This window comes from Micromonospora sp. 15K316 (assembly GCF_004348525.1).
In the GTDB taxonomy this organism is placed as follows: domain Bacteria; phylum Actinomycetota; class Actinomycetes; order Mycobacteriales; family Micromonosporaceae; genus Micromonospora.
The window spans coordinates 1-21,800 of the sequence record NZ_SMKG01000099.1 but is presented as its reverse complement, the minus strand read 5'-3'; the positions used below and the strand labels follow the sequence as shown (position 1 = coordinate 21,800).

22 protein-coding genes and 1 tRNA gene are annotated in these 21,800 nt (G+C 73.6%); 19 read left to right on the top strand and 4 right to left on the bottom strand.

The window, feature by feature from the left end:
* The first annotated feature begins 30 nt into the window (after positions 1 to 30).
* Entirely contained in the window at positions 31 to 1,650 is a 1,620-nt protein-coding gene (locus E1211_RS19160) for a DUF885 domain-containing protein (RefSeq protein WP_132350372.1), read from the top strand.
* A 357-nt stretch (positions 1,651 to 2,007) separates the two neighbouring features.
* Here E1211_RS19160 and E1211_RS19155 read toward each other — a convergent pair whose 3' ends face one another.
* Positions 2,008 to 2,931, bottom strand: a complete 924-nt coding sequence (locus E1211_RS19155) for an NAD(+) diphosphatase (RefSeq protein ID WP_243709598.1) — start codon at positions 2,929 to 2,931, stop codon at positions 2,008 to 2,010.
* Positions 2,928 to 3,620 (bottom strand): hypothetical protein, encoded by a 693-nt coding sequence (locus E1211_RS19150; RefSeq protein ID WP_132350371.1) that lies wholly within the window; start codon positions 3,618 to 3,620, stop codon positions 2,928 to 2,930. The genes E1211_RS19155 and E1211_RS19150 overlap by 4 nt, the downstream gene beginning before the upstream one ends.
* 226 nt (positions 3,621 to 3,846) lie before the next feature.
* Here E1211_RS19150 and eno point away from each other — a divergent pair, with 226 nt between their 5' ends.
* From eno to E1211_RS19130, 4 genes are read left to right on the top strand one after another with little or no spacing between them, the layout of a single operon-like run.
* Positions 3,847 to 5,130, top strand: coding sequence for a phosphopyruvate hydratase (gene eno / locus E1211_RS19145; protein ID WP_132350370.1), 1,284 nt, complete (start codon positions 3,847 to 3,849; stop codon positions 5,128 to 5,130).
* A gap of 31 nt (positions 5,131 to 5,161) precedes the next feature.
* Positions 5,162 to 5,791, top strand: coding sequence for a septum formation initiator family protein (locus E1211_RS19140; RefSeq protein WP_132350377.1), 630 nt, complete (start codon positions 5,162 to 5,164; stop codon positions 5,789 to 5,791).
* 35 nt (positions 5,792 to 5,826) lie between these two features.
* Positions 5,827 to 6,384: a DUF501 domain-containing protein gene (locus E1211_RS19135; RefSeq protein ID WP_132350369.1), complete on the top strand. Its 558-nt coding sequence runs from the start codon at positions 5,827 to 5,829 to the stop codon at positions 6,382 to 6,384.
* A gap of 5 nt (positions 6,385 to 6,389) precedes the next feature.
* Entirely contained in the window at positions 6,390 to 6,899 is a 510-nt protein-coding gene (locus E1211_RS19130; protein ID WP_132350376.1) for an amino-acid N-acetyltransferase, read from the top strand.
* 13 nt (positions 6,900 to 6,912) lie between these two features.
* On the opposite strand, the gene E1211_RS19125 is transcribed toward E1211_RS19130, so the two are convergent.
* Positions 6,913 to 7,794 carry a PHB depolymerase family esterase gene (locus E1211_RS19125; RefSeq protein ID WP_165947291.1) on the bottom strand — a complete coding sequence of 294 codons (882 nt, stop codon included), beginning with the start codon at positions 7,792 to 7,794 and terminating at the stop codon, positions 6,913 to 6,915.
* A gap of 96 nt (positions 7,795 to 7,890) precedes the next feature.
* On the opposite strand from E1211_RS19125, the gene E1211_RS19120 reads away from it, so the two are divergent.
* The 13 genes from E1211_RS19120 to E1211_RS19060 all read left to right on the top strand — a co-directional run bounded on the left by E1211_RS19120 (position 7,891) and on the right by E1211_RS19060 (position 19,665).
* Positions 7,891 to 8,874 carry a helix-turn-helix transcriptional regulator gene (locus tag E1211_RS19120; protein ID WP_132350368.1) on the top strand — a complete coding sequence of 328 codons (984 nt, stop codon included), beginning with the start codon at positions 7,891 to 7,893 and terminating at the stop codon, positions 8,872 to 8,874.
* Positions 8,875 to 8,934: 60 nt separating this feature from the next.
* Positions 8,935 to 9,876: a Ppx/GppA phosphatase family protein gene (locus tag E1211_RS19115; protein ID WP_132350374.1), complete on the top strand. Its 942-nt coding sequence runs from the start codon at positions 8,935 to 8,937 to the stop codon at positions 9,874 to 9,876.
* Positions 9,877 to 10,004: 128 nt separating this feature from the next.
* A complete protein-coding gene (locus tag E1211_RS19110; protein WP_132350367.1) occupies positions 10,005 to 10,337 on the top strand; it encodes a PadR family transcriptional regulator in 333 nt (110 codons plus the stop codon).
* The gene (locus E1211_RS19105; RefSeq protein WP_132350366.1) at positions 10,334 to 11,365 is read left to right on the top strand and encodes a hypothetical protein; all 1,032 of its coding nucleotides are present in this window, start codon (positions 10,334 to 10,336) and stop codon (positions 11,363 to 11,365) included. Before E1211_RS19110 ends, E1211_RS19105 begins: the two co-directional genes overlap by 4 nt.
* 181 nt (positions 11,366 to 11,546) lie before the next feature.
* Complete coding sequence (locus E1211_RS19100) at positions 11,547 to 12,065, top strand: hypothetical protein (protein WP_132350365.1); 519 nt, start codon at positions 11,547 to 11,549, stop codon at positions 12,063 to 12,065.
* A 206-nt stretch (positions 12,066 to 12,271) separates the two neighbouring features.
* Positions 12,272 to 12,955, top strand: a complete 684-nt coding sequence (locus tag E1211_RS19095) for a dienelactone hydrolase family protein (protein WP_132350364.1) — start codon at positions 12,272 to 12,274, stop codon at positions 12,953 to 12,955.
* 19 nt (positions 12,956 to 12,974) lie between these two features.
* Entirely contained in the window at positions 12,975 to 13,688 is a 714-nt protein-coding gene (locus tag E1211_RS19090; protein ID WP_132350373.1) for a uracil-DNA glycosylase, read from the top strand.
* A 20-nt stretch (positions 13,689 to 13,708) separates the two neighbouring features.
* Complete coding sequence (locus tag E1211_RS19085; protein ID WP_132350363.1) at positions 13,709 to 14,500, top strand: DUF4129 domain-containing protein; 792 nt, start codon at positions 13,709 to 13,711, stop codon at positions 14,498 to 14,500.
* 154 nt (positions 14,501 to 14,654) lie between these two features.
* Positions 14,655 to 15,242 carry a hypothetical protein gene (locus E1211_RS19080; protein WP_132350362.1) on the top strand — a complete coding sequence of 196 codons (588 nt, stop codon included), beginning with the start codon at positions 14,655 to 14,657 and terminating at the stop codon, positions 15,240 to 15,242.
* The gene (locus E1211_RS19075; RefSeq protein ID WP_132350361.1) at positions 15,242 to 16,249 is read left to right on the top strand and encodes a MoxR family ATPase; all 1,008 of its coding nucleotides are present in this window, start codon (positions 15,242 to 15,244) and stop codon (positions 16,247 to 16,249) included. Before E1211_RS19080 ends, E1211_RS19075 begins: the two co-directional genes overlap by 1 nt.
* Positions 16,249 to 17,628, top strand: coding sequence for a DUF58 domain-containing protein (locus E1211_RS19070; RefSeq protein ID WP_132350360.1), 1,380 nt, complete (start codon positions 16,249 to 16,251; stop codon positions 17,626 to 17,628). The genes E1211_RS19075 and E1211_RS19070 overlap by 1 nt, the downstream gene beginning before the upstream one ends.
* A 40-nt stretch (positions 17,629 to 17,668) precedes the next feature.
* A complete protein-coding gene (locus E1211_RS19065) occupies positions 17,669 to 18,229 on the top strand; it encodes a hypothetical protein (protein ID WP_371686173.1) in 561 nt (186 codons plus the stop codon).
* A gap of 104 nt (positions 18,230 to 18,333) precedes the next feature.
* Complete coding sequence (locus E1211_RS19060; protein ID WP_132350358.1) at positions 18,334 to 19,665, top strand: NAD(P)/FAD-dependent oxidoreductase; 1,332 nt, start codon at positions 18,334 to 18,336, stop codon at positions 19,663 to 19,665.
* Positions 19,666 to 19,752: 87 nt separating this feature from the next.
* On the opposite strand, the gene E1211_RS19055 is transcribed toward E1211_RS19060, so the two are convergent.
* Positions 19,753 to 21,618 (bottom strand): hypothetical protein, encoded by a 1,866-nt coding sequence (locus E1211_RS19055; protein WP_132350357.1) that lies wholly within the window; start codon positions 21,616 to 21,618, stop codon positions 19,753 to 19,755.
* A 92-nt stretch (positions 21,619 to 21,710) separates the two neighbouring features.
* Here E1211_RS19055 and E1211_RS19050 point away from each other — a divergent pair.
* Positions 21,711 to 21,791 (top strand) — tRNA-Leu (locus tag E1211_RS19050).
* Positions 21,792 to 21,800 lie beyond the last annotated feature (9 nt).

Sequence of the window (21,800 nt, the reverse complement as noted above, 5' to 3'; positions counted from 1 at the left end):
GAGTGGGGGGAGAGTCGGTAGGGTCGGCGGGTGGAATCGTTTGCCCCGCTCGCGGAGCGGATCGTCGAGGCGCTGCTGGAGAGCCGACCCGGTCTGGCGTCGTCCGCCGGTGACCACCGCTTCGACGACCGGCTGCCCGACTTCTCGCCCGACGGGCGCACGGCCGACCGGGCCATGCTCACCGACGCCGCCAACGCGCTCTCCGAGATCGACGGGGACGCGCTGGAGACCGAGGAGCGGGTCGACCACGCCCTGCTCAGCGCGCTTGTCGACCGGGAGCTCTTCGAGCTGACCGAGATCCGGTCGTACGAGTGGGATCCGCTCCGGCACAACCCGGGTCCGTTGCTGCACGCGATCGTGGCCCGTCCGTACGCCCCGGCGGACGTGCGGCTGACGCAGCTCGCCGGGCGGCTCGCCGCCGTACCGGACGTGCTGGCCATCGCCCGCGGGACGCTGCGCGACATGCCGCGGATCCACGCGGAGACGGCGGTCGGGCAGTTCACCGGCACGGCGGCGCTGATCCGCGACGAGGTGCCGGCGCTGCTCGCTCAGGCGCCGGAGCTGCACGGCCGGGTCGAGCCGGCCGCCACCGCGGCGATCGCGGCCCTGGAGGAGTTCGTCGCCTGGCTGCGAACCGGACTGGCCGCCGACGCCGGCCCGGGGCGTGACCCACGACTGGGCCGACGCCGCTGGGAGGCGCGGCTCTGGCACACGCTCGACACCGAGCTGGCTGCCCCGGAGATCCTGAAGCGGGCGTGGGCCAACCTGGACCGGATCACCGAACAGATCCGCGAGGCGGCGGTCGAGCTGGTCGGCGGTCCGGCCGACGACGAGACGGTACGCCGCGCGCTGGGCCTGCTCGCCGCCGAGCACCCGGACGACGCGACCATCGTGGAGCTCGCCTCGAGCACCCTCGACGAGGCGACGGACTTCGTCCGCGCCCACGACCTGGTGACGCTGGTCGACGATCCGTGCGTGATCCAGGAGATGCCGGAGTTCGCGCGGGGCGTGGCGGTCGCCTACTGCGACGCGCCCGGGCCGCTGGAGGTCGCCGAGGTACCCACCTTCTACTGCATCGCGCCGACTCCGGCGGGCTGGCCGGCGCAGCGCGTGGAGTCGTTCTACCGCGAGTACAACAACCACATGATCCGCAATCTGACGGTGCACGAGGCGATGCCGGGGCACTTCCTCCAGCTCGCCCACGCCCGCCGGTACGTCGGCGGCACGCGGGTCCGGGCGCTGGCCGAGTCCGGCCCCTTCATCGAGGGGTGGGCGGTCTACGCCGAGGAGATGATGACGGGGCTCGGCTTCGGTGGCCTGCCGGTGCGGTTGCAGCAGCTCAAGATGCAGCTGCGGATGACCATCAACGCGCTGCTGGACCAGCTCGTGCACTGCGAGGAGCTGCCCGAGGCGGAGGCGATGGCGCTGATGACCGGGCGGGGGTTCCAGGAGGAGGGCGAGGCGGCCGGCAAGTGGCGTCGGGCTCTGCTGACCTCCACCCAGCTCTCCACCTACTTCGTGGGCTACACGGAGGTCGCCGAGATCGCCGCGGCCCGGCCGGACGGTGTGTCGCTGCGGGACTGGCACGACGCGATGCTCGGCCACGACTGCCCGCCGCCGCGCCACCTGCGCACCCTGCTCGGCCTGTAGCTGGGATCGCCCGGCCGGTCGGCAGCGGACCCTTTGTCGGTTGATCGACTCGATTTCGGTGTGAATCGGGGTGACCCGGAGGCCGGATGCCCCGATGTGCGGTAACCCGAGTTGACCTTGAGGCATCGGCCGGCGCCGTCGTCGCCCGGGGGGGCGTCGACGTCGCCTCGGCCCGTCGCCGACCGGACCGGCCTCGCGCCGGGCCGGCCTCGCCCAAGGCCGGCCGCGCTGGGCTGGTCTCGCGCCGGGCTGGCCTCGCCCAAGGCCGGCCGCGCTGGGCTGGTCTCGCGCCGGGGTGGCCCCGCCCGAGGCCGGTCTCGCGTCGGGCCGCCCCGCCGCGAGCGGGGCGTTCGGGGCCTAGCGCCGCGCTCCGGCGCGGGCCGCGTCGATCAGCCAGCGGGAGATGGAGTACCCGGGGGGCAGCTCGGCCGGCAGCGCGTCCAGCGGGAACCACCGGGCCGCCACGAGCTCCCGGCCGTCCACCACCGGCTCGGCGCGGGGGTCGGCCGAGGTGGCGGTGAACCCGGTGAGCAGCACGCCCGGGCCGGACATCGCCCACGGCTGGCTGCCGAAGTAGGCCGGCTCGGTCAGCGTCAGCCCGACCTCCTCGCCGACCTCGCGGTGCACGGCCGCCTCCAGCGTCTCGCCCGCCTCGACGAAGCCGGCGACCAGCGCCCACAGCTCGGTCGGCCCGTACGAGTGCCGCACCAGCAGCAGCTCGTCAGGTCGGCCGGCGGGACCGGCCCGGGTGACCGCGACCAGCACGGCGGGGGAGAGCTGCATCGGGACGTAGAGCCCGCAGTCGGGGCAGCGGCGGGCCGGTTCGCCCGGAACCTCGGCCAGCTCGGTGCGGCAGGCACCGCACCAGCGGTGGCTGCGCCGCCACGTGATCACCTGCAGGGCCCGCCCGGCCAGCGCGGCGAGCGGCGCGGACATCTCGGCGGCGAGGGCCGGCCAGCCCGTCCAGCGCGCCGGGCCGTCGTTCGGGCTCGCGACGGCGGGTGGCTCCTCGCCGTCCGGGTGGGCGGCGCCCCAGGCCGGGACGCCGTCCAGCGTGCCGAGCGGCACCCAGTCCGAGCGGGCGGGCAGGTCGCCGATCCGGGGGAACCCGCCGTCGGCGCCGAGCAACAGCCGGCGGCCGGCCACCACCAGCGCGAAGTGCTGTGGCTGCGGCGGCCCGGACCCGTCCGCGCCGGGTACGAAGACCGGCTCGGTGACGGTCGCGGAGCCCGGGGTGGCCGGCGGCTCGGCGTCGGGGGCGGGCACCGGCGCGGTGGTCACGAGGTGGTCGACCGCCGGTCGACGATGCCGGCGCCGGGCGGCAGGTCGAACGCCGCGCTGTCGATCGTCTCCGAGTAGCGGTTCAACGTCACCTCCACCGGCTCGCCGTCGACCTGCCCGGTGAAGCTGCCGAGTACGCCGTCCGTGGTCACGCAGGCGATGAAGTCGTCGCCGGCCCGGTCGACGTCCACGCAGGTGGCGTGGTGCCCGGCCACGGTGGTGTCGTCCTGCTCGATGACCGCCTCGGGGTCGAGCGCGGCGGCGGTCAGCATGCCCACCACGACCGGCGGGGTGATCAGGCCGCGCCGCTTGGCCTCGGCGAAGACGGCCACCGAGGGTTTGCTCCCGGCGGCCGGGGGTGGGGCCAGGGTGCAGACCGTGCGGCCGCCGGTCGCCTCGCACTGGGTGGTCGCCTCGCCGGTGACGGTGAGCTTGCCGCCCGGGTAGCTGTACGCGGAGCGGGCCGGATCCTGCGCCTGGGCGATCGAGGCGCTCTGCCCGCCGGGCAGCTGGTAGTCGGCCGAGTAGGTCAGTTCGAGCGCCCGGTCCAGCCGGGCGGCGAGGTCGTTGACCAGATCGGCTCGCCCGACCACCCGTCCGGCGTCGTCCAGGGTCTGGCAGCCGGTTACCGTGAGCGACGCGATGACCGACACGGCGAGCACGCGGAGTTTGGTCGTGGCGGCGGGCATGGTGCCCAGCCTTATAGATCGGGTCCACCCGATGCAAACCCGTTGCCGGTTGAGGCCGGAGAATCCGGGAATGTCCGGGCACGGTGCTGCGAAGGTCAGGTTTCGCGGCGGTGTGCGTACGCCCGGACGGTCCGGGCCCCGCGGTCGCCCGCTACGCTGCGTTCAACACCTGCCTCAGCCGCACCGTCGCGGCCGCACCCGAACCACACATACGAGGAGCGACTCAGTGGCAACCATCGAGGGAATCGTCGCCCGGGAGATTCTCGACTCGCGGGGTAACCCGACCGTCGAGGTCGAGGTCGGTCTGGACGACGGCACGGTGGCCCGCGCCGCGGTGCCCTCCGGCGCCTCCACCGGCGCCTTCGAGGCGCTCGAGCTGCGCGACGGTGACGCCGACCGGTACCTGGGCAAGGGCGTCGAGAAGGCCGTCGCGAACATCGAGGACCGGATCGTCGATCAGATCATCGGCTACGAGGCCAGCGAGCAGCGCCTCATCGACCAGAAGATGCTCGACATCGACGGCACCGACACCAAGTCGGAGCTGGGCGCGAACGCGATCCTCGGGGTGTCCCTGGCGGTGGCGAAGGCCGCCGCGGGCAGCGCCGAGCTGAGCCTGTTCCGCTACCTCGGTGGCCCGAACGCGCACCTCCTGCCGGTGCCGATGATGAACATCCTCAACGGTGGCGCGCACGCCGACTCCAACGTCGACATCCAGGAGTTCATGATCGCGCCGATCGGCGCGCCGAGCTTCCGGGAGGCGCTGCGCTCCGGCGCCGAGGTCTACCAGGCGCTGAAGTCGGTGCTGAAGAAGAAGGGCCTGTCGACCGGGCTCGGCGACGAGGGCGGCTTCGCCCCGAACCTGCCGACCAACGCGGCGGCGCTGGACCTGATCGCCGAGGCGGTCGAGAAGGCCGGTTACCGCCTCGGCACCGACATCGTGTTCGCCCTCGACGTGGCGGCCACTGAGTTCTTCGACAACGGCACCTACACCTTCGAGGGTGCCGCGAAGTCGGCCGAGGACATGAGCACCTACTACACGAAGCTGGCCGACGAGTACCCGATCGTGTCGATCGAGGACCCGCTGGCGGAGGACGACTGGAGCGGCTGGCAGACGCTGACCGCCTCGATCGGCGACCGGGTGCAGATCGTCGGAGACGACCTGTTCGTCACCAACCCGCAGCGCATCGCCCGCGGTATCGCGGAGAAGGCGGCGAACGCGGTGCTGGTCAAGGTGAACCAGATCGGCTCACTCACCGAGACCCTCGACGCCGTGGACCTGGCCCACCGGGCCGGCTTCAAGTGCATGATGAGCCACCGCTCCGGCGAGACCGAGGACACCACCATCGCCGACCTCGCCGTGGCCACCGGCTGCGGCCAGATCAAGACCGGCGCGCCGGCCCGATCGGACCGCGTCGCCAAGTACAACCAGCTCCTGCGGATCGAGGAGGAGCTGGGCGACGCGGCGCGGTACGCCGGCGCGGGCGCGTTCCCGCGCTACCGTTCCGCCTAGACGCGCGAGGCCTCGGGGGAGGGGTGTGACGATGCAGCAGCGCCGCACACCGGGTGGTCAGCGTCCCGCCCGTCGGCCCGGCCAGTCGGGCCGGCCGGGCGGGGCCCGCGCCCGGGGGTCGCTCCGGGAGGCCGGCGTGCGCGCCGAGCCGAGGAGTGCCGGTCGTGCTCCGGGCGTCGCCCGTGGCGCCGAGGGCGTACGCTCCGCGAACCGGCCGGGCGCCGCCCGGCGTACGGGCGCGGGCGGCCCGGTCAAGCGGCTCTCCGCACCCCGCCCCCGACGGTTCACCGGGCGGGCCACCGTGCTCTTCGCGGTGCTGATCGCGCTCGCCCTGGCGTACACCTATCCGGTCCGGGTCTACCTGGAGCAGCAGGCCGACATCGAGCGGATGGAATCCGCGCAGGCGGCGCAGGAGAAGCTGATCGCCGACCTCTCCGAGGAAGCCGCCAAGTGGCAGGACAAGGCCTTCATCGAGACCAAGGCGCGGGAGCGGTTCTTCATGAGCCGGCCGGACGAGAAGCTGGTGATCCTCCTCAACGACCCGGACGGCGCGGCCCGGGACGCGGGGAAGGCCGGGCCGGGCGCTCCGGCCACCCCCGACCCCTGGTACGACACGCTCTGGTCGAGCGTGCGGGCGGCTAACGAGCAGCCCGCCAAGTGAGCACCGGCCGAGGCCGCGAACGAGAGATGGGAACAGTGACCGTCGTACCACCGCAGCAGCCCGCGGCGGATTCCGTACCCCCGCCGCAGCGGGAACCAGCCACCGAGGCCGACCTGGCGGCGGTGGCCGCGCAGCTCGGACGCCCACCCCGCGGTACGCGGGCGGTGGCGCACCGCTGCCCCTGCGGTCTGCCCGACGTGGTGGAGACGACGCCCCGGCTGGCCGACGGGACCCCTTTCCCGACGCTGTACTACCTCACCTGCCCCCGGGCGACCGCGGCGTGCAGCCGGTTGGAGTCGGCGGGGCTGATGAAGGAGATGGCCGACCGGCTGGCGGCCGACCCGGAGCTGGCGGCCCACTACCGGGCCGCGCACGAGGATTATCTGGCCCGGCGGGAGGCGATCGGGCACGTGCCGGAGATCGACGGCATCTCCGCCGGCGGGATGCCCGGACGGGTGAAGTGCCTGCACGTGCACCTGGGCCACGCGCTCGCCGCGGGGCCCGGGGTGAACCCGTTCGGCGACGAGACGTTGGCGCTGATCGAGCCCTGGTGGACGACCGGACCCTGCGTGGACGTGCCGGCGGCGGAGTGAGCGCGGTGACCGACGAGATCGTGGTGCGGCGGGCGCGCACCGGGGACGTGCGGGGGATCCGCCGGCTGGTGGACACCTACACGGATGACCGCCGGCTGCTCAGCAAGGCCACCGTCACGCTCTACGAGGACGTGCAGGAGTTCCGCGTCGCGGTGCGCGTCGAGGACGGGACGGTGGTCGGCTGCGGCGCGCTGCACGTGATGTGGGAGGACCTCGCCGAGATCCGTACGGTCGCGGTCGACCCGTCGTACCGGGGGTTGAAGATCGGGCACCGGATCGTCGGTGAGCTGATCGACTCGGCCCGCGAGCTGGGCATCGCGCGGATCTTCGTGCTCACCTTCGAGACCCGCTTCTTCGGCTCGTTCGGCTTCACCGAGATCGACGGCGCCCCCGTGCCGCAGGCGGTCTACGAGCAGCTGCTGCGCTCGTACGACGAGGGTGTCGCGGAGTTCCTCGACCTGGAGCGGGTCAAGCCGAACACCCTCGGCAACAGCCGGATGCTGCTGCGCCTCTGAGCACTGCCGCCGCTCAGGAGCGGCGCGGGTGTGCGGCGAAGAACTCCCAGATCAGATCGGTGGCCGTCACCCCGGCGTCGGCGTCGGCGAGTTGCCCGCTGGTCGCTCCGGGCCAGGAGTGGCCCATCTCCGGCAGCGTGTAGACCGTCACGTCGCTGCCGTCGGCGCAGCGGGCGTCCGTGCGGGTGACTCCCGGCGTCCCGTTGGGGCCAGCCGGCGCCGGCTTGCATCCGAGCCGTCGCTGCCAGGTCTGCAATCCGGTGCGGAAGGCGTCGAAGTAGCGGTCCTGACCGCCGATGAAGGTGATCACCGAGACCGGCTGTTTCGGCACGTAGTCGTCCGGTTCGGTCAGCGGGCCGCTGTAGCCGCCGCTGACCACGCCGATGGCGGCGAAGACGCCCGCCGCCTCCACGGCGGCGCGGAAGCTCATGTCGCCCCCGTTGGAGATGCCGGTCAGGTAGACGCGGTCGGCGTCGGCGCCCCAGCTCTTCACCAGGTGCTCGGTGAGGGCGGTGAGGAAGCCGACGTCGTCGGCGGTGCCGCAGCAGATCAGGGCGTTGAAGCCACCGGCGAGCCCGTCCGGGTAGGCGACCAGGATGTTCTCCCGGTCGGCGAGGGCGTCGAGGCCCACCATCTCCTGCATCACGGTGCCTCGGCCCGGGTAGGGGTGCAGCGCGACGACCAGGGCGCTGGGTTTCGCCCGGTCGTACGTCGGCGGGGCGTGCAGGAGGTAGCTGCGCTCCTTCCCGCCGTGCGTGAGGGTCAGCCGGTGGTCGCCGGGCGCCGGCTCCGCGGCCGTACCGGCAGGCGACGACTCCGGCGTTGCGGCGCCCCCGTCACACGCGGTACCGAAGAGCACCAGTCCCGCCGCCGCCACCGCCAACAACCGTCGCATGCCTGTCCCTTCGTCCTCGATGGCGCACACCCTCGGCCACGGTCCGTCACCCGGTCAACCCTTTCGGTCCTGCCCGAAGCCGGGCAGGCTGCTCGCATGCTTCGCCTCCGGCTCCGATCGGCGGATCTTCGCCGGATCCGTTTCGCCGACCGGCTGCATCCGGTGGGCACGGCGTTGCTGGCCAGTCAGGCGCTGCGCGGCCCGACGGCCGTCGCGAGCGCCCCCGGCCTGGTCGACCGGGCCGCCGGGGCCACCGGCGGCGACGTCCGGGCCGCCACGGCGGCGCTGCGGCACCTGTTACCCGCCCGGGGCCGGCTGCCGGACTTCCTGACCCCGTTCGACGGTCTGGAGTCGCTGGAGGCGGGCCTCGACGCGATCCGGGCGGTGCCGGCACGGCGGGTCCGGGCGGACGTCACCGCCGCATACGCCGACCTGCCGGCCACCGCGCTGCGGCGGCGCTTCGCGGCGGCCGATCCGGAGGTCTTCGACCTGCTGGCCCGGGCGACCCGCACCTGGTTCGAGGCGGTGCTCGCGCCGCACTGGGCGGAGTTGGTGCTGGCCCACCGCCAGCAGGTGGAGACCGCCGCGCAGCAGTACGCGACCACCGGTCTGGACGGCCTGCTCGACGGGTTGCACCCGCTCATCCGTTGGCGGGCGCCGGTGCTCGACGTCGAGACGTGGTGGAGCGCTGACCTGCCCGGTACCGGGCAGGGGCTCATCCTGGTGCCGTCGCCGCTGGCCGGTGTGCGGCCGCGGGTGCTTGTCGAGCCGGATCGGCCGGTCCTGCTGGTCTACCCCGTCGCCGTCGGCTCGCCGTCGACCGCCGCCGCGAAGGCGGATCCCCTCGCCCGGCTGCTCGGTCGGACCCGGGCCGCCGTCCTGCGCCGGCTGGGCGAGCCGGGTGAGCACACCACCACGACGCTCGCCAGGGCGACCGGGATCAGCCTCGCGTCGGCCTCGGAGCACGCCACCGCCCTGCGCGGCGCGGGTCTGCTCACGACGGACCGGCTGGGCGGAACGGCTCGGCACCGGCTGACGTCGCTGGGCGCGCACCTGCTGGGCGCGCCACCGGGGGCGTGACCGCCGGTGACCACGGTCTCGACCTGACCGCTGCCGTAGGGTTGCGGCGTGACGACGCGCGTGGCCGCCATCGACTGCGGAACCAACTCGATCCGGCTCCTGGTGGCAGACCTGCCCGACCCGGCCGCCGGGCCGGAGAGCCCGCTCACCGACCTCAGCCGGCGGATGGAGATCGTCCGGCTCGGGCAGGACGTGGACCGTACCGGACGTCTGGCGCCCGAGGCGATCGAGCGGACCCGGGTCGCGCTCGTCGACTACGCGGCCGAGTTCGAGAAGCTCGGTGCCGAACGGGTGCGGATGTGCGCCACCTCGGCGACTCGGGACGCCGAGAACGCCGACGAGTTCCGGGCCATGGTCGAGCGGACCCTCGGTGTCGCCCCCGAGGTGGTCAGCGGGGACGAGGAGGCGCGGCTCTCCTTCACCGGTGCGGTGCGCGGGCTGCCGGCCGACGCGAAGGCGCCGTTCCTGGTGGTGGACATCGGCGGTGGCTCCACGGAGTTCGTGGTCGGCACCCGCGAGGGCGGCGTGCGGGCGGCGGTGTCGATGGACATCGGTTGCGTCCGGATGACCGAGCGGCACCTGCACGGCGACCCGCCCAGCGTGGCCGAGATCGCCGCCGCGCAGGCCGACATCGCGGTCGCCGTCGACCGGGCGCTGACGGTGGTGCCCGGCCGCGAGGCGGCCACCCTGGTGGGGCTCGCCGGGTCGGTCACCACCGTGGTCGCGATCGCGCAGGGCCTGCGGGCGTACGACCCGGCCCGCATCCACCACGCTCGGGTGTCGTACGACGCGGTCGCCGAGGTGACCGCCGACCTGCTGGGGAAGACGCGGGAGCAGCGGTTGGCGATTCCGGTGATGCACCCGGGGCGGGCCGACGTCATCGGCGCCGGCGCGCTGGTGCTCAAAGTGATCATGGAGCGGGCCGGGATGCCCTCCGTGGTCGCGTCCGAGCACGACATCCTCGACGGCATCGCCTGGAGCCTCGCGCCGAGCGCCGGCTGACCCCGCCGGCCGGGTCCGGACCGCCGGCCGCGCTCCCCGCCGATCATCACTCCCGCCGCCGCGACGCGCGCCACGGCGCCGGTCGATGTTCTTGACGCTATTACGCATAGCGCAGTAGTGTGCGATGCGTGGATACCACCCAGCTCCTGAAGGGCGTGCTGGATCTGGCCGTGCTCGCGGTGCTCCGCGCCGAGGACGGCTACGGCTACGACATCCTCCGCCGGCTCCGGGAGGCCGGCCTGGAGGAGGTGGGCGACGCCTCCGTCTACGGCACCCTGCGCCGGCTCTTCGCCGCGGGGCTGTTGACCACCTACGTCGTGCCGAGCGAGTCCGGCCCGCACCGCAAGTACTACTCACTCAACGCGGCCGGGCGGGACCAACTGGCCCGCTCCGGCAAACTGTGGCGCTCGTTCGCCACCACGATGGACGCACTGCTCGACGAACGGGGGGCGGCGGCATGACCGTCACGGAGCAGGAGATCGCGGAGTACGTCGGCCGGGTCCGGGCCGCGCTGGCGGACCTGCCGCCGGCGCTGCGCGAGGAGTTGACCGAGGACCTGCCGGAGCACCTGACAGAGGTGGCCGCCGAGGGGGAGGGATCGCTGGTCGACCGGCTCGGCACCCCCGAGGCGTACGCCGCCGAACTGCGGGACGCCGCCGGAGCCCCCGACCTGAAGCGGCGGAAGCTGGACCAGCGGGTGGCCGGCATGGTGAGCAGCATCCTGGGTCGGCTGCGCGCCCTCGACCGCCGGCTGGGCCCACCCCTGGGGTACGCGACCGGAAGTGACTTCCTGCGGCTGCTCCGCCCCGGCTGGTGGGTCCTGCGCGCGTACCTGGCCGCCATGCTGGTGACCGTCGTGACCACCGGTGGCTCGCTCGGTCTCCTTCCCCGGTTCGGCGGCGAGCTCCTCGCCGGCGTGGTGATGCTCATCGGGTTCCTGTTCGGCTCGATCTGGCTGGGCCGCCGCTCGGAGCGGCTGCGTCGCTGGCCCCGGCTGGCCCTGCACGCCAGCAGCGTCGTGCTCGTCGTGTTCGGGCTGGCCGGCCTGGCCGACGGTGAGCGGCGCGCCGGTTACGGCGGCTACGACCCGATCGCGGTCGTCAACCCGTACGACCAGGTCCGGGACGTCTTCGTCTACGACAGCGAGGGGCGGCTGGTGGAGAACGCCCGGCTCTTCGACCAGAACGGCAACCCGATCCGGCTCGGCTACCCGGACTGCCGCGACGAGTTCGACCCGAGTGGCGGCTCCCCGCAGGGCAACCCGCTGCTGCGTCCCTACCCGTACTGCCCGGAGCAGGCGCCCTTCGCGCCACGGGCGCCGGTCGGCCCCTCGACGGCGCCGGCTCTCCCGCCGCTGTCGAGCCCCACCGCGACCACCTCCCCATCACCGTCGAGCACCCCCGCGGCGTCGCGCACTCCGGAGCCGACCGCGACCGCCGACCCGGGCGCGACGGCAAGCGCGACGCCCACGCCGAGCACCACCCGGTGAACCTCCGCGGAACCCCTGGCCACCGTCCCTCGACGACCAGGGGTTCCGCTGTCCTCGTCGAAGCTGTGAGGTTGCTGTAAAAGCTGAGAAATAGCTGAACGGATGAGGTTCCCGGGGCCACGCGAGACGTTCATGATCGCTAGCGTGTCGTCTGCTCATTCACCCCCCGGAAGGAACCCCCGTGTCAGAGCAGGTCGCACCGCCCCCCTCGGCCACTCCTGAGCAGCCGCACCCGGCGCCGCAGGCCGAGCCGGTCGAGCAGGCCCCGTCGGCCGAGCAGGTGCCGCCCCCGGTCGAGCCGGAGGCGAAGAAGTCCGGCGGCAAGAAGGCGCTCGGCATCATCGGCGCGATCGTCGTGTTCGTGGTCATCGCGGGGCTCAAGTTCGGTCTCGCCAGCGTGATCCGGAACGTCTTCGACAAGGACGCCACGGCCGACGCCAAGGTCGGCGACTGCATCGCGGAGCTGCCCAAGGTCCTCGGCACCGAGGAGGAGGAGGTCGACGACGCCAAGGTCGTCGACTGCACCTCGACGGAGGCCGTGTACAACGTGGTCGGTCGCGTGGACGGGCAGACCGAGGCGCAGGCGCAGGCCGGCACCGCGTGTGAGCCGTTCTTCAAGGAGGACCAGGACGGCTACCTCTTCTACAGCATCGAGCCCGGCAAGACCGGCTACCTGCTCTGCCTCACCGAGAAGGCCTGATCGCAGCTCGTCCGCCGGGGCATCCGGCGCAGACTTCCGACGGCGGCGCGAGTGATCGCGCCGCCGTCGGCGTATGCCGATCGCCGCCTGCGGGAACAGGAGGTGAATACCACTGTTCCGGCATCTTCCCGGCGCGGTCGCGGCGTGGCAGGCTACCGGCACTGGGCGACCAGCCAACGATGACTGACCGCTAGGAGGACGGCCTGATGGGCGAAATGGTGAGGTATCGCAGCCAGGGCGCGGGCGAGGGATATCTCGCGATACCCTCCGGCGGTGCGGCCAGCCCCGCGGTCATCGTCATCCAGGACTGGTGGGGACTGGTGCCCCACGTCCGGGCGGTCGTGGACCGCTTCGCCGAGGCCGGGTTCGTCGCCCTCGCGCCGGACTTCCGCCACGGTGAGCCGGCCAGCAGACCGAGCGAGCCGAGGCAGATGCTGAACAGCGCGCAGATGGACGAGGCGGCGGCCGACATCGCGGCCGCGGCCGACTACCTCGCCGGTCGTGGCGAGGTCACCGGCAAGGTCGGCTGCGCCGGTTTCTGTGCCGGCGCCAGTTTGGCCCTGTGGTCGGCCACCCGATCGGAGCGGATCGTCGCCGCGGCCGCCTTCTACCCGCGGCTGCCGTGGGAGGGGATGCGCGACGAGTGGACCGACTACGCGGGTAAGGCGGCGATCGTCCACTGCTCCGAAGCGGACGGAACCTCCACCGACGAGGGTGTGCAGACCGTACGCCGGGCGATCGAGAGTGCCGGCGGCACCTGCCAGACGTACGACTATCCGGGCACCGCCCACGCGTTCTTCAACGAGGACCGGCCGGAGAACTACGACCAGCGCGCCGCGGCGACCGCCTGGGCCCGCACCCTCGAACTCTTCCGGGCCAAGCTTGGCTGAGCCCCGTACGCCGGACGAGGTGGTCGAGCGCGCCGCGCGCACGACCGACCTCGCCGACCTCGACGCGGCGGTGAGCGACTGCTTCGCCTGCCCGCGCCTGGTCGACTGGCGGGAGGAGGTGGCGCGGACCCGCCGCGCGGCGTTCCGGGACCAGGAGTACTGGGGCCGTCCGGTGCCCGGTTTCGGCGCACCGGACGCCCGGATCGCCATCCTCGGGCTGGCGCCCGCCGCGCACGGCGGCAACCGCACCGGCCGGATCTTCACCGGTGACCGCTCCGGCGACGTCCTCTTCGCGGCGCTGCACCGGGCGGGGCTGGCGAACCAGCCGACCAGCGTCGCCGTCGACGACGGGCTCAGCCTGCGCGACACCCGGATCTTCGCCGCCGTTCGCTGCGCCCCGCCGGAGAACAAGCCGACCCCGCAGGAGCGGGACACCTGCGCTCCCTGGCTGCGCCGCGAGGTGGACCTGATCCGGCCCACGCTGCGCGTCGTGGTCGCGCTCGGCGCGTTCGCCTGGGCCGCGTGGTGGCCGACGCTGCGCCAGGTCTACGGGCTGGTTCCGCCCAGCCCGCGACCCGCCTTCGCGCATGGGGCACACTGGTCCGGCACGGCCGTACCGGATCTGCTCGGCTGCTACCACGTCAGCCAGCAGAACACCTTCACGGGGCGGCTGACACCAGGAATGCTGGACGACGTGTTCGCCAGGGCGAAGCAGCTGGCCGGAGTGGACTGAACCTGCGTGGGACGGTGGCGATGACGAACGGTGCGCGTCAGCCCACGCCGTACGCGCCGAACGACGACCGTGCTTACCGCAGCGGAACCGGCCTGGTGCGTCGCTGGTGGCCGGTGGTCGCGGTGGCGCTGCTGCTCGGCGTCGCCGCGGTGGCGGCCGGGCACTCGTCGATCGGCGCGAGCCGGATCCCGCCGGCCGCCAAGGAGCTCCCGTTCCTGCCCGAGTACCCGTCGGCGCAGCCGTCCGTACCCGTCGAGCCCCGCGGCACCGGCCAGGCCAACGCGCGGGAGATCCCGCAGTGGATCGTCACCGTCGCGATCGTGCTGGGCGGCCTGGCCGTCGCCGCCGCGCTCGGTTACCTGTTCTGGATACTGCTGCGTGGGGCGCTGCGCCGGCGCACCCGTGCGCTGCCCCAGCAGCGGCACCGGCGCACCGCCCAGGGCACGACCCGGGACGTGGTGGCCGCGGTGGACGCGGGCCTCGTCGAACTCGACGACCAGGCCATCGATCCCCGGGTCGCCGTGATCGCCTGCTGGGTACGGCTCGAGGAGGCCGCCGCCGCGGCCGGCGTGCCCCGGCTGGCCGGCGACACCTCGACGGACCTGGTGCTGCGCCTGCTGCGCGGCGACCCGTCGGCCGGGGTGCCGGCGATCGCCAGCACCGACGTGCTGGCCGAGTTCGCCCACGTCTACCGGGAGGCGCGGTACGCGACCCGCCCGGTCGACGAACGCACCCGCGACCAGGCCCGGGCCGCGCTGCGGCGGCTGCGCGGTGAACTCACCGCGACGACGCAGCCCGAGGCGGCGGCATGAGCGAGCGTCAGCGAGTGAATCATCGGTGCGGTGCGTGGTGCCTCATGTCGGCGCTGAGCGCAGCGAGGCGGCGGCATGAGCGAGCGTCAGCGAGTGAATCATCGGTGCGGTGCGTGGTGCCTCATGTCGGCGCTGAGCGCAGCGAGGCGGCGGCATGAGCGGTAGTGCCAGCATCGACGACCTGCTCACCTTCGAGGAGGAGCGGCCCCGGCGGGAGGAGCGGGGCGGGCGCGGCCGGCTCGGCGGGCTGCTGCGCCTGCTCATCGGTGTCGCCTCGGTCGTCGTCGTGGTGATCGTCGGGCTGCGCGCGGTCGGTCTGCAGGTCTCGCTGCTGATCCTGGTCACCGGTGTGCTCGCGCTGTTCGTCGTACGCCGGATCGTCGCCGCGCTCGCCCCCGGACCGCTTCCGCCCCCGCCCCGCCGCCCGGTCAACCGGGCGGACGACGGCACCTGGAACTGGACCGCGCAGGACGCGCTGCGCCGCGCCATCAACGGCTGGGAGACGCCGCTGGAGTGGTCGAACACCCGGCCCGAGCGGTTCACCGGAGTGATCCTGCCCCGCCTCGTCGAGCTCGCCGACGAGCGGCTGCGGCTGCGGCACGGCATCACCCGCGAGTCGGACCCGGTCCGCGCCCGAGCCCTGCTGGGCGAACGGCTCTGGGCGTTCCTGCAGACTTCCCCCCGCCGCACACCGTCGCCGCGCGACCTCGCGGCGATCGTCGCCGAACTGGAGAAAATCTGATGAACGACGTGGACCGGAGCATGCCCGCCGTCGAGGTGGGGCACCTGGCCCGGGCGGTGCTGGACGCGGTCGGCTCGGTCGTGGTCGGCAAGCGCGACGCGCTGGAGCTGGTCCTCGCGGGCATCCTGGCCGGCGGGCACGTCCTGCTGGAGGACCTGCCCGGGCTCGGCAAGACGCTCACCGCGCGTTCGTTCGCGCAGGCGCTCGGACTGGACTTCCGCCGGCTCCAGTTCACCCCCGACCTGCTCCCCGCCGACGTCACCGGCTCCTTCCTCTACGACCAGCGCAGCGGTGACTTCTCCTTCCGGGCCGGGCCGGTCTTCACCAACCTGCTGCTCGCCGACGAGATCAACCGGACGCCGCCGAAGACGCAGTCCGCCCTGCTCGAGGCGATGCAGGAGAAGCAGGTCTCCGTCGAGGGTGTCACCTACCGGCTGGACGAGCCGTTCCACGTGCTGGCCACCGCCAACCCGGTCGAGTACGAGGGCACCTACCCGCTGCCCGAGGCGCAGCTCGACCGCTTCCTGCTGCGGGTCTCGTTCGGCTACCCGGAGCACGAGGAGGAGTGGGAGGTGCTGCGCCGGCGGATGGCCCGCCGCCGGGAGGAGGCCGAGATCAAGCCGGTGGTGGACGCGGCGACGCTGCGCGCCATGCAGGCGGCGCTCGAGGACGTCGCGGTCGAGGACTCGATCGGGCGGTACATCGTGGCGCTCACCGCGGCCACCCGTGAGCATCCGTCGGTGCTGGTGGGCGCGTCGCCGCGCGGGTCGCTGGCGCTGTTGCTGCTCTCCCGGGTCCGGGCGGTGTTCGGCGGTCGGGACTACGTGGTGCCGGAGGACGTCAAGGACGTCGCCGTCCCGGCGCTGGCGCACCGGATCACCCTCCGGCCAGAGATGTGGCTGCGCCGGGTCGATCCGTCCTTCGTGGTCAGCGAGGTGCTGGAGGCCACGCCCGCCCCGGCCAGCGGCGCCCTGCCCAGCTACGCGGCCGGCGGGCACAGTCGCTGATGGCCGAGGCGAGCGTGCCGGACCAGCAGCCGGCGGCGACCGGCTGGGCGCCCACCCGGGCGCTCGGTCGCGCCGTGCTGCTCACCGGCCTGCTGCTGGTGGCGGGGGTGGTGCTCGGCCGGATCGACCTGATCGTGCTGGCCGCGCCCTTCGCACTCGGCACCGCGTACGCGCTGCGCCGGCGCCCCGCCGCGCTGCCGCAGGTGTGGGTCGAGACCGACGACGGGCACCTGGTGGAGGGGAGTGAACTGGCCGCCGCGGTCGCCGTCGGCAACGCGGACACGGTCGGCTACGAGGTGGTGGTGGTCCGGAGCCGGGTCTCGCCCTGGCTGCGGATCGACCGCGCCGGTTTCGCCAGCGGCGTCCGGGCCGAGGGGCGTACGGCGACGGATCGGCCGTTCGTGACGTCGGTGCCCACCGCCGCTGCGGTCGACCTGGAGCTGGCCGGCACGGCGCTGCGCTGGGGGCGGCATCCGATCGGCCCGGCGGGCGCGCGGGTCGCCGCCGCCGGTGGCCTGCTGGTCTCCCGGGCGGTGGTCACCGAACCGGTCCAGGTGAAGGTCTACCCGAGGACCGAGCCGTTCGAGGCGGTGGAGGCGATGCCGAGGGCAGCCGGCCTGGTCGGCGCGCACCGTTCCCGGCGGCCGGGCGAGGGCGGCGAGCTGGCCGGCGTACGGATCTTCGCGCCCGGTGACCGGCTGCGCCGGATCGACTGGCGGGTGTCCCTGCGGGCGCGGCAGCTGCACGTGGCGGCGACGCTCTCCGACCGGGACGCCGAGGTGGTGGTGCTGCTCGACGTGCTCGCCGAGGCGGGCCGCTCGGGTGGCGTCGACGGCGCGGCGTCCGTGCTGGACACGACGGTGCGGGCGGCGGCCGCCATCGCCGAGCACTACCTGCACCGCGGTGACCGGGTGTCCCTGTTGGAGTACGGTCCGGCCGCGCGCCGGCTACGCCCGGCGACCGGTCGCCGGCAGTACCTGACCGTGCTGGAGTGGCTGCTCGACGTGCACGCCGACGGCGGTGGTCCGCAGGAACCGTACGACCAGGTCTTCGGCCCGCAGCTGCTCTCCTCGGACGCGCTGGTGGTGGTGCTCACTCCGCTGCTGGACGAGCGGTCCGCGCAGATGCTGGCCCGGCTGGCCCGGTCCGGCCGGTTCGTGGTCGCGGTGGACACGTTGCCCACCGACCTCGCCCCGCCGAAGGACCGGGGCTGGGCGGAGGTGGCGTACCGGCTGTGGTGGCTGGACCGGGACACGATGATCGCCCAGCTCCGCGAGCACGGTGTGCCGGTGGTGCGGTGGGCCGGCGCGGGCAGCCTGGACCAGGTGCTGCGCGACGTGGCCCGGCTCGCCACCGCGCCTCGGGTCGGCGGCCGGTGAGCGCGGGAGGCCGGCCGGTGGACGGAGGTGGGACGCGATGATCGACGCCCTGACCGCGCGGGTGCGTGCCGTGACGTCGGCCGCCACCCGGATCAGTCTGCCGCCGCTGCTCGTCCGGGCCGGCGTCTTCCTCACCGTGCTGGGCGGTCTCGTGCTGGCCTACCCGGTCCAGGTGCTCTCCGCCCGGACCCTCGGCCTGCTGGCGGTCGCGGCGCTGTTGCCCGCCGTCGGTCCGCGCCGGGTCTGGCCGACCTTCGCGGCGCTCGTCGCGGTGGGCGGATGGCTGCTCGCCGCCGACGGTTACGACCGGCCGGTCGAGTTGTGGCGGCTGCTCGGCCTCGCCGCCCTGCTCTACCTGGCGCACACGCTCTGCGCGCTGGCCGCGTTGCTGCCGTACGACGCCGTGGTGGATCCGGACGTGATCACCGGCTGGCTGCTGCGGGCCGGCGCGGTGGTGCTGGCGGCCTCGGTGCTCGGAGTGCTGGTCATGGTCGCCGGTGGGCTGGGCGGGACGTCGGGGCATCAGCTGGTCACGGTGGGTGGGCTGCTGGTCGCGGTGGGTGTGGCCGCGTTGCTGGGTTGGCTGCTGAGACGGCGGTGAAACCAGGGGTCTGAAGACGTTGCGCAGGTCACAGCGGTTGTGCTCCGTCACAGAAGAGGGGCGCGATCGGGATTAGCCGAGCGGCCCGGGGAAAGATAGCTGGCGTGAATCCGAAGCGGATCCTTGTGGTGGGTGCTGGTCACGTCGGCCTCTACGCGGCCCTGCGCCTGTCGAAGAAGCTCAGCTCCCTCGAGGCTGAGGTCATCGTGGTCGACCCCCAGCCCCACATGACCTATCAGCCCTTCCTGCCCGAGGCCTCGGCCGGCAACATCTCCCCCCGGCACTCCGTGGTGCCGCTGCGCCGGGAGTTGCGCCGCTGCACGGTTGTGGCTGGTGCGGTCACCCGGATCGAACACGCCCGTAAGGTCGCGACGGTTCAGCCGATCGCCGGGCCGACGCGAGAGATCGCGTACGACCACGTGATCGTGGCCCCCGGCTCGGTCTCCCGTACCCTGCCGATCCCGGGCCTGCACGAGAACGGCATCGGTTTCAAGACCATCGGCGAGGCCATCTACCTCCGCAACCACGTGCTGGCGCGGCTCGACCTGGCGGCGGCCACCTCCGACCCGGACGTCCGTCGGCGCGAGCTGACCTTCGTCTTCGTCGGCGGCGGCTACGCCGGCATCGAGGCGCTGGCCGAGATGGAGGACATGGCGCGCGACGCGCTGCGCTACTACCCCGAGCTCAAGCCGGAGGACATGCGCTGGGTGCTCGTCGAGGCGACCCAGCGGGTGCTGCCCGAGGTGGACCGGGACATGGGCGCCTACACGGTGCAGCAGCTGCTGAAGCGGAACATGGACATCCGGCTGGACACCCGGCTCGAGTCGTGCGTCGACGGGATCGTGAAGCTCTCCGACGGCGACAGCTTCCCGGCCGGCACGATCGTCTGGACCGCCGGTGTGAAGCCGTCGCCGCTGCTCGCCAAGACCGATCTGCCGCGCGGCGAGCGGGGGCACCTCACCTGTGTGCCGACGCTTCAGCTGGTCGACGGTGACAAGGTGGTCGAGGGCGCGTGGAGCGCGGGCGACTGCGCCGCGGTGCCGGACCTGACCAAGCCGCCGGGCGCCTACTGCTCGCCGAGCGCCCAGCACGCCGTGCGTCAGGCGGCCCGGATGGCCGACAACATCGCGAACGTGATCCGCGGGCGCGAGCCGGTCGACTACAAGCACAAGCACGTCGGCAGCGTGGCCAGCCTCGGCCTGCACAAGGGTGTCGGCCAGGTGTACGGCATCAAGGTGAAGGGCTGGCCGGCCTGGTTCATGCACCGGACGTACCACATGAGCCGGATCCCCTCGTTCAACCGGAAGGTCCGGGTCGTGGTCGACTGGACGCTGGCCTTCTTCCTCAAGCGGGAGGCCGTCGCCCTCGGTCAGCTGCACGAGCCGCGTGAGGAGTTCCTCGAGGCCTCGGCGCCGGTGCCCGCCCGCCAGGGCTGAGAACGTGTCGTGAACCCCTCCGGCCGACCGGCCGGGGGTTCCGTCGTCTCCGGTTCGGTGACCCGCCGTGCCGGGTGGGCCGCTCGGTCACACCCGCCAGATCCAGGCGTCGGCGATCCGGGTGGACGGGCCGTAGAGCTGCTCCAGGACGATCCGTAGGCTCTCCGCGTGCGGGGTGCCGTCGGCCAGCGCCACGCAGGAGGCGTCCCAGAAGTCGACGTCCCGTGCGGCCTGCCGCCGCTGCTCGGGCCCGATCACCGGTCGGCCGCCCCGTTTGCCGACGTCGGCGAGCAGGCGCGAGGTGGGCCGTGGGTAGGTGCCGAACGCGGCGGTGGCGCGGCGGCCGTACGGGCCGATGAAGAAGCCCTCCGGCAGCCGGAACGCGGCGTCGGCGGCGGCCGCCCAGCGCATCGGCCAGGGGTCCTTCGGGCTGGGCAGCGGTACCGGAACCAGCACGCCGCCCGGCTCGACGCACGCCCGCCAGTGCCCGCCGCTGACGAACTCCGGCAGTGGGGGACGTTCGACGGTCGGCAGCGGGGTGGGTAGCAGCGGTAGCAGCGCCGCGCCGACCGCCGCCGGCAACAGCCGTCGGGCCCGCCCGGTGCCCCGCAGCGCACGGTCCACGGCCAGCGCCAGCAGCGTCCCGATCAGCGGCAGCAGGGCGAGGGCGAACCGCATGGGGAGCGCGCCGTCCACCACCGGCAGCCCGGCCAGCAGAGCGTACGGGCCGGGGACACCGGTGCGCGTTCCGCCGAGCACCAGCGCCGGACCGAGGGAGAGGGCCGCCATCACCACCGCGGCGACCACGCAGGCGCACGCCACCGTACGGCGGCGGCCCAACCAGACGGCACAGCCCACCGTGACCAGCAGGAGGGGCCAGCCGAGGAAGGTGTTGTACTCGGCCGGTCCGGTGGTCAGTGCGGCCGCGCTCTCGCTTCCGGCCACGGAGAGCGGGGAGATCGCCGTCCAGCTGCGCAGGTCGGCCGAGAAGTGCAGCGGGTTGAAGACCCCGTCGGCGACCCCCTGCGGGCCGGCGAACTGGAACCAGAGCGGGTACGCGAGCACCAGCGCGGCGAGGCCGGTGGCGAGCGCCATGCCGGCGGCGAAGCCGGGAAGGGCGCGGCGGGTCAGCTCCCGGTCCACCACGGCGCAGGTGACGGCCATGATCAGCATGGTGACCGCGGCGAGGAAGAGCACTTCCTCGCCGATGAAGACCTGGGCGCTGACCGTGGCGGCGAGGCCGACCGCGGAGCTCACCATCCGCCGGCGGTCCGCGCCGGCCCTGACGATGCCGTCCGCCGTGCCGACAGCTCCCAGCCGGCGCGGGTCGGCGGCGCGCAGCAGCCGTACCACCAGCCAGACGATCACCGGTACCAGCCACTGCGCGGTCATGTGCAGGTGACTGTTGGTCTGCGACACCATTCCCGGGCCGAAGCCGCAGAGGCCGGCGCCGAGTCCGGCGGCGAGCCGGCGGGCACGCAGGAGCCGGGTGAAGAGCAGGTACCAGGCGATCGCGGTACCGGCCACGTTGGCGGCCGCCAGCAGCGCGAACGTGACCGGCGCGCCGAGCAGCAGGGTGACCGGGGCGAGCAGGACGCCGAGGGCGATGACCGAGGTGTTCGCCATCAGGTTCACCCCCTCCGGCGCGTTGAGCCGGTCGGTGAGCAGGCCGAAGTCGCCGAGCAGGGCCCGCGCGTCGACGGCGAGGAACCACTCGTAGAGGGCCTGGTCCGCGGGGTTCAGCGCCAGCGTCCGGGTACCCGGATGCGGCCAGAGTCCGTGGATGAGCCAACCGGCGAGCACGACGAAGAAGAGCGAGACCGCGAGGTCGGCACGGTGCCGGCGGAGGGCGGCCCGGATCCGGGCGGTACGGGGGCGGCTCGTGGCCCGCTCGGCGGGGCCGGCGGCCCGCTCGGGGAGGATGTCGGTTGCCGTGGTGGCTGCGCTGCTCACGTAACCGGCAACGGCGACGGGGTGCGCCGAGTCGCGGGCGACCGGTTAACGTGGCAGTGCACCGCCGCGTGTCGACGCGCCGGTGCCGCCCGGCCCGGGTGGTGGAACGGCAGACACGGCCGCCTTAAAAGCGGCTGCCGCAAGGCGTGCGGGTTCGACCCCCGCCCCGGGCACCGACACAT

Excerpts from the sequence above, each read along its gene's own strand:
- E1211_RS19070 (WP_132350360.1), top strand. The coding sequence starts at position 16,249 with ATGGCCGAGGCGAGCGTGCCGGACCAGCAGCCGGCGGCGACCGGCTGG.
- E1211_RS19075 (WP_132350361.1), top strand. The coding sequence starts at position 15,242 with ATGAACGACGTGGACCGGAGCATGCCCGCCGTCGAGGTGGGGCACCTG.
- E1211_RS19080 (WP_132350362.1), top strand. The coding sequence starts at position 14,655 with ATGAGCGGTAGTGCCAGCATCGACGACCTGCTCACCTTCGAGGAGGAG.
- E1211_RS19085 (WP_132350363.1), top strand. The coding sequence starts at position 13,709 with ATGACGAACGGTGCGCGTCAGCCCACGCCGTACGCGCCGAACGACGAC.
- E1211_RS19150 (WP_132350371.1), bottom strand. The coding sequence starts at position 3,620 with ATGCCCGCCGCCACGACCAAACTCCGCGTGCTCGCCGTGTCGGTCATC.
- E1211_RS19095 (WP_132350364.1), top strand. The coding sequence starts at position 12,272 with ATGGGCGAAATGGTGAGGTATCGCAGCCAGGGCGCGGGCGAGGGATAT.
- E1211_RS19125 (WP_165947291.1), bottom strand. The coding sequence starts at position 7,794 with ATGCGACGGTTGTTGGCGGTGGCGGCGGCGGGACTGGTGCTCTTCGGT.
- E1211_RS19120 (WP_132350368.1), top strand. The coding sequence starts at position 7,891 with ATGCTTCGCCTCCGGCTCCGATCGGCGGATCTTCGCCGGATCCGTTTC.
- E1211_RS19105 (WP_132350366.1), top strand. The coding sequence starts at position 10,334 with ATGACCGTCACGGAGCAGGAGATCGCGGAGTACGTCGGCCGGGTCCGG.
- E1211_RS19140 (WP_132350377.1), top strand. The coding sequence starts at position 5,162 with ATGCAGCAGCGCCGCACACCGGGTGGTCAGCGTCCCGCCCGTCGGCCC.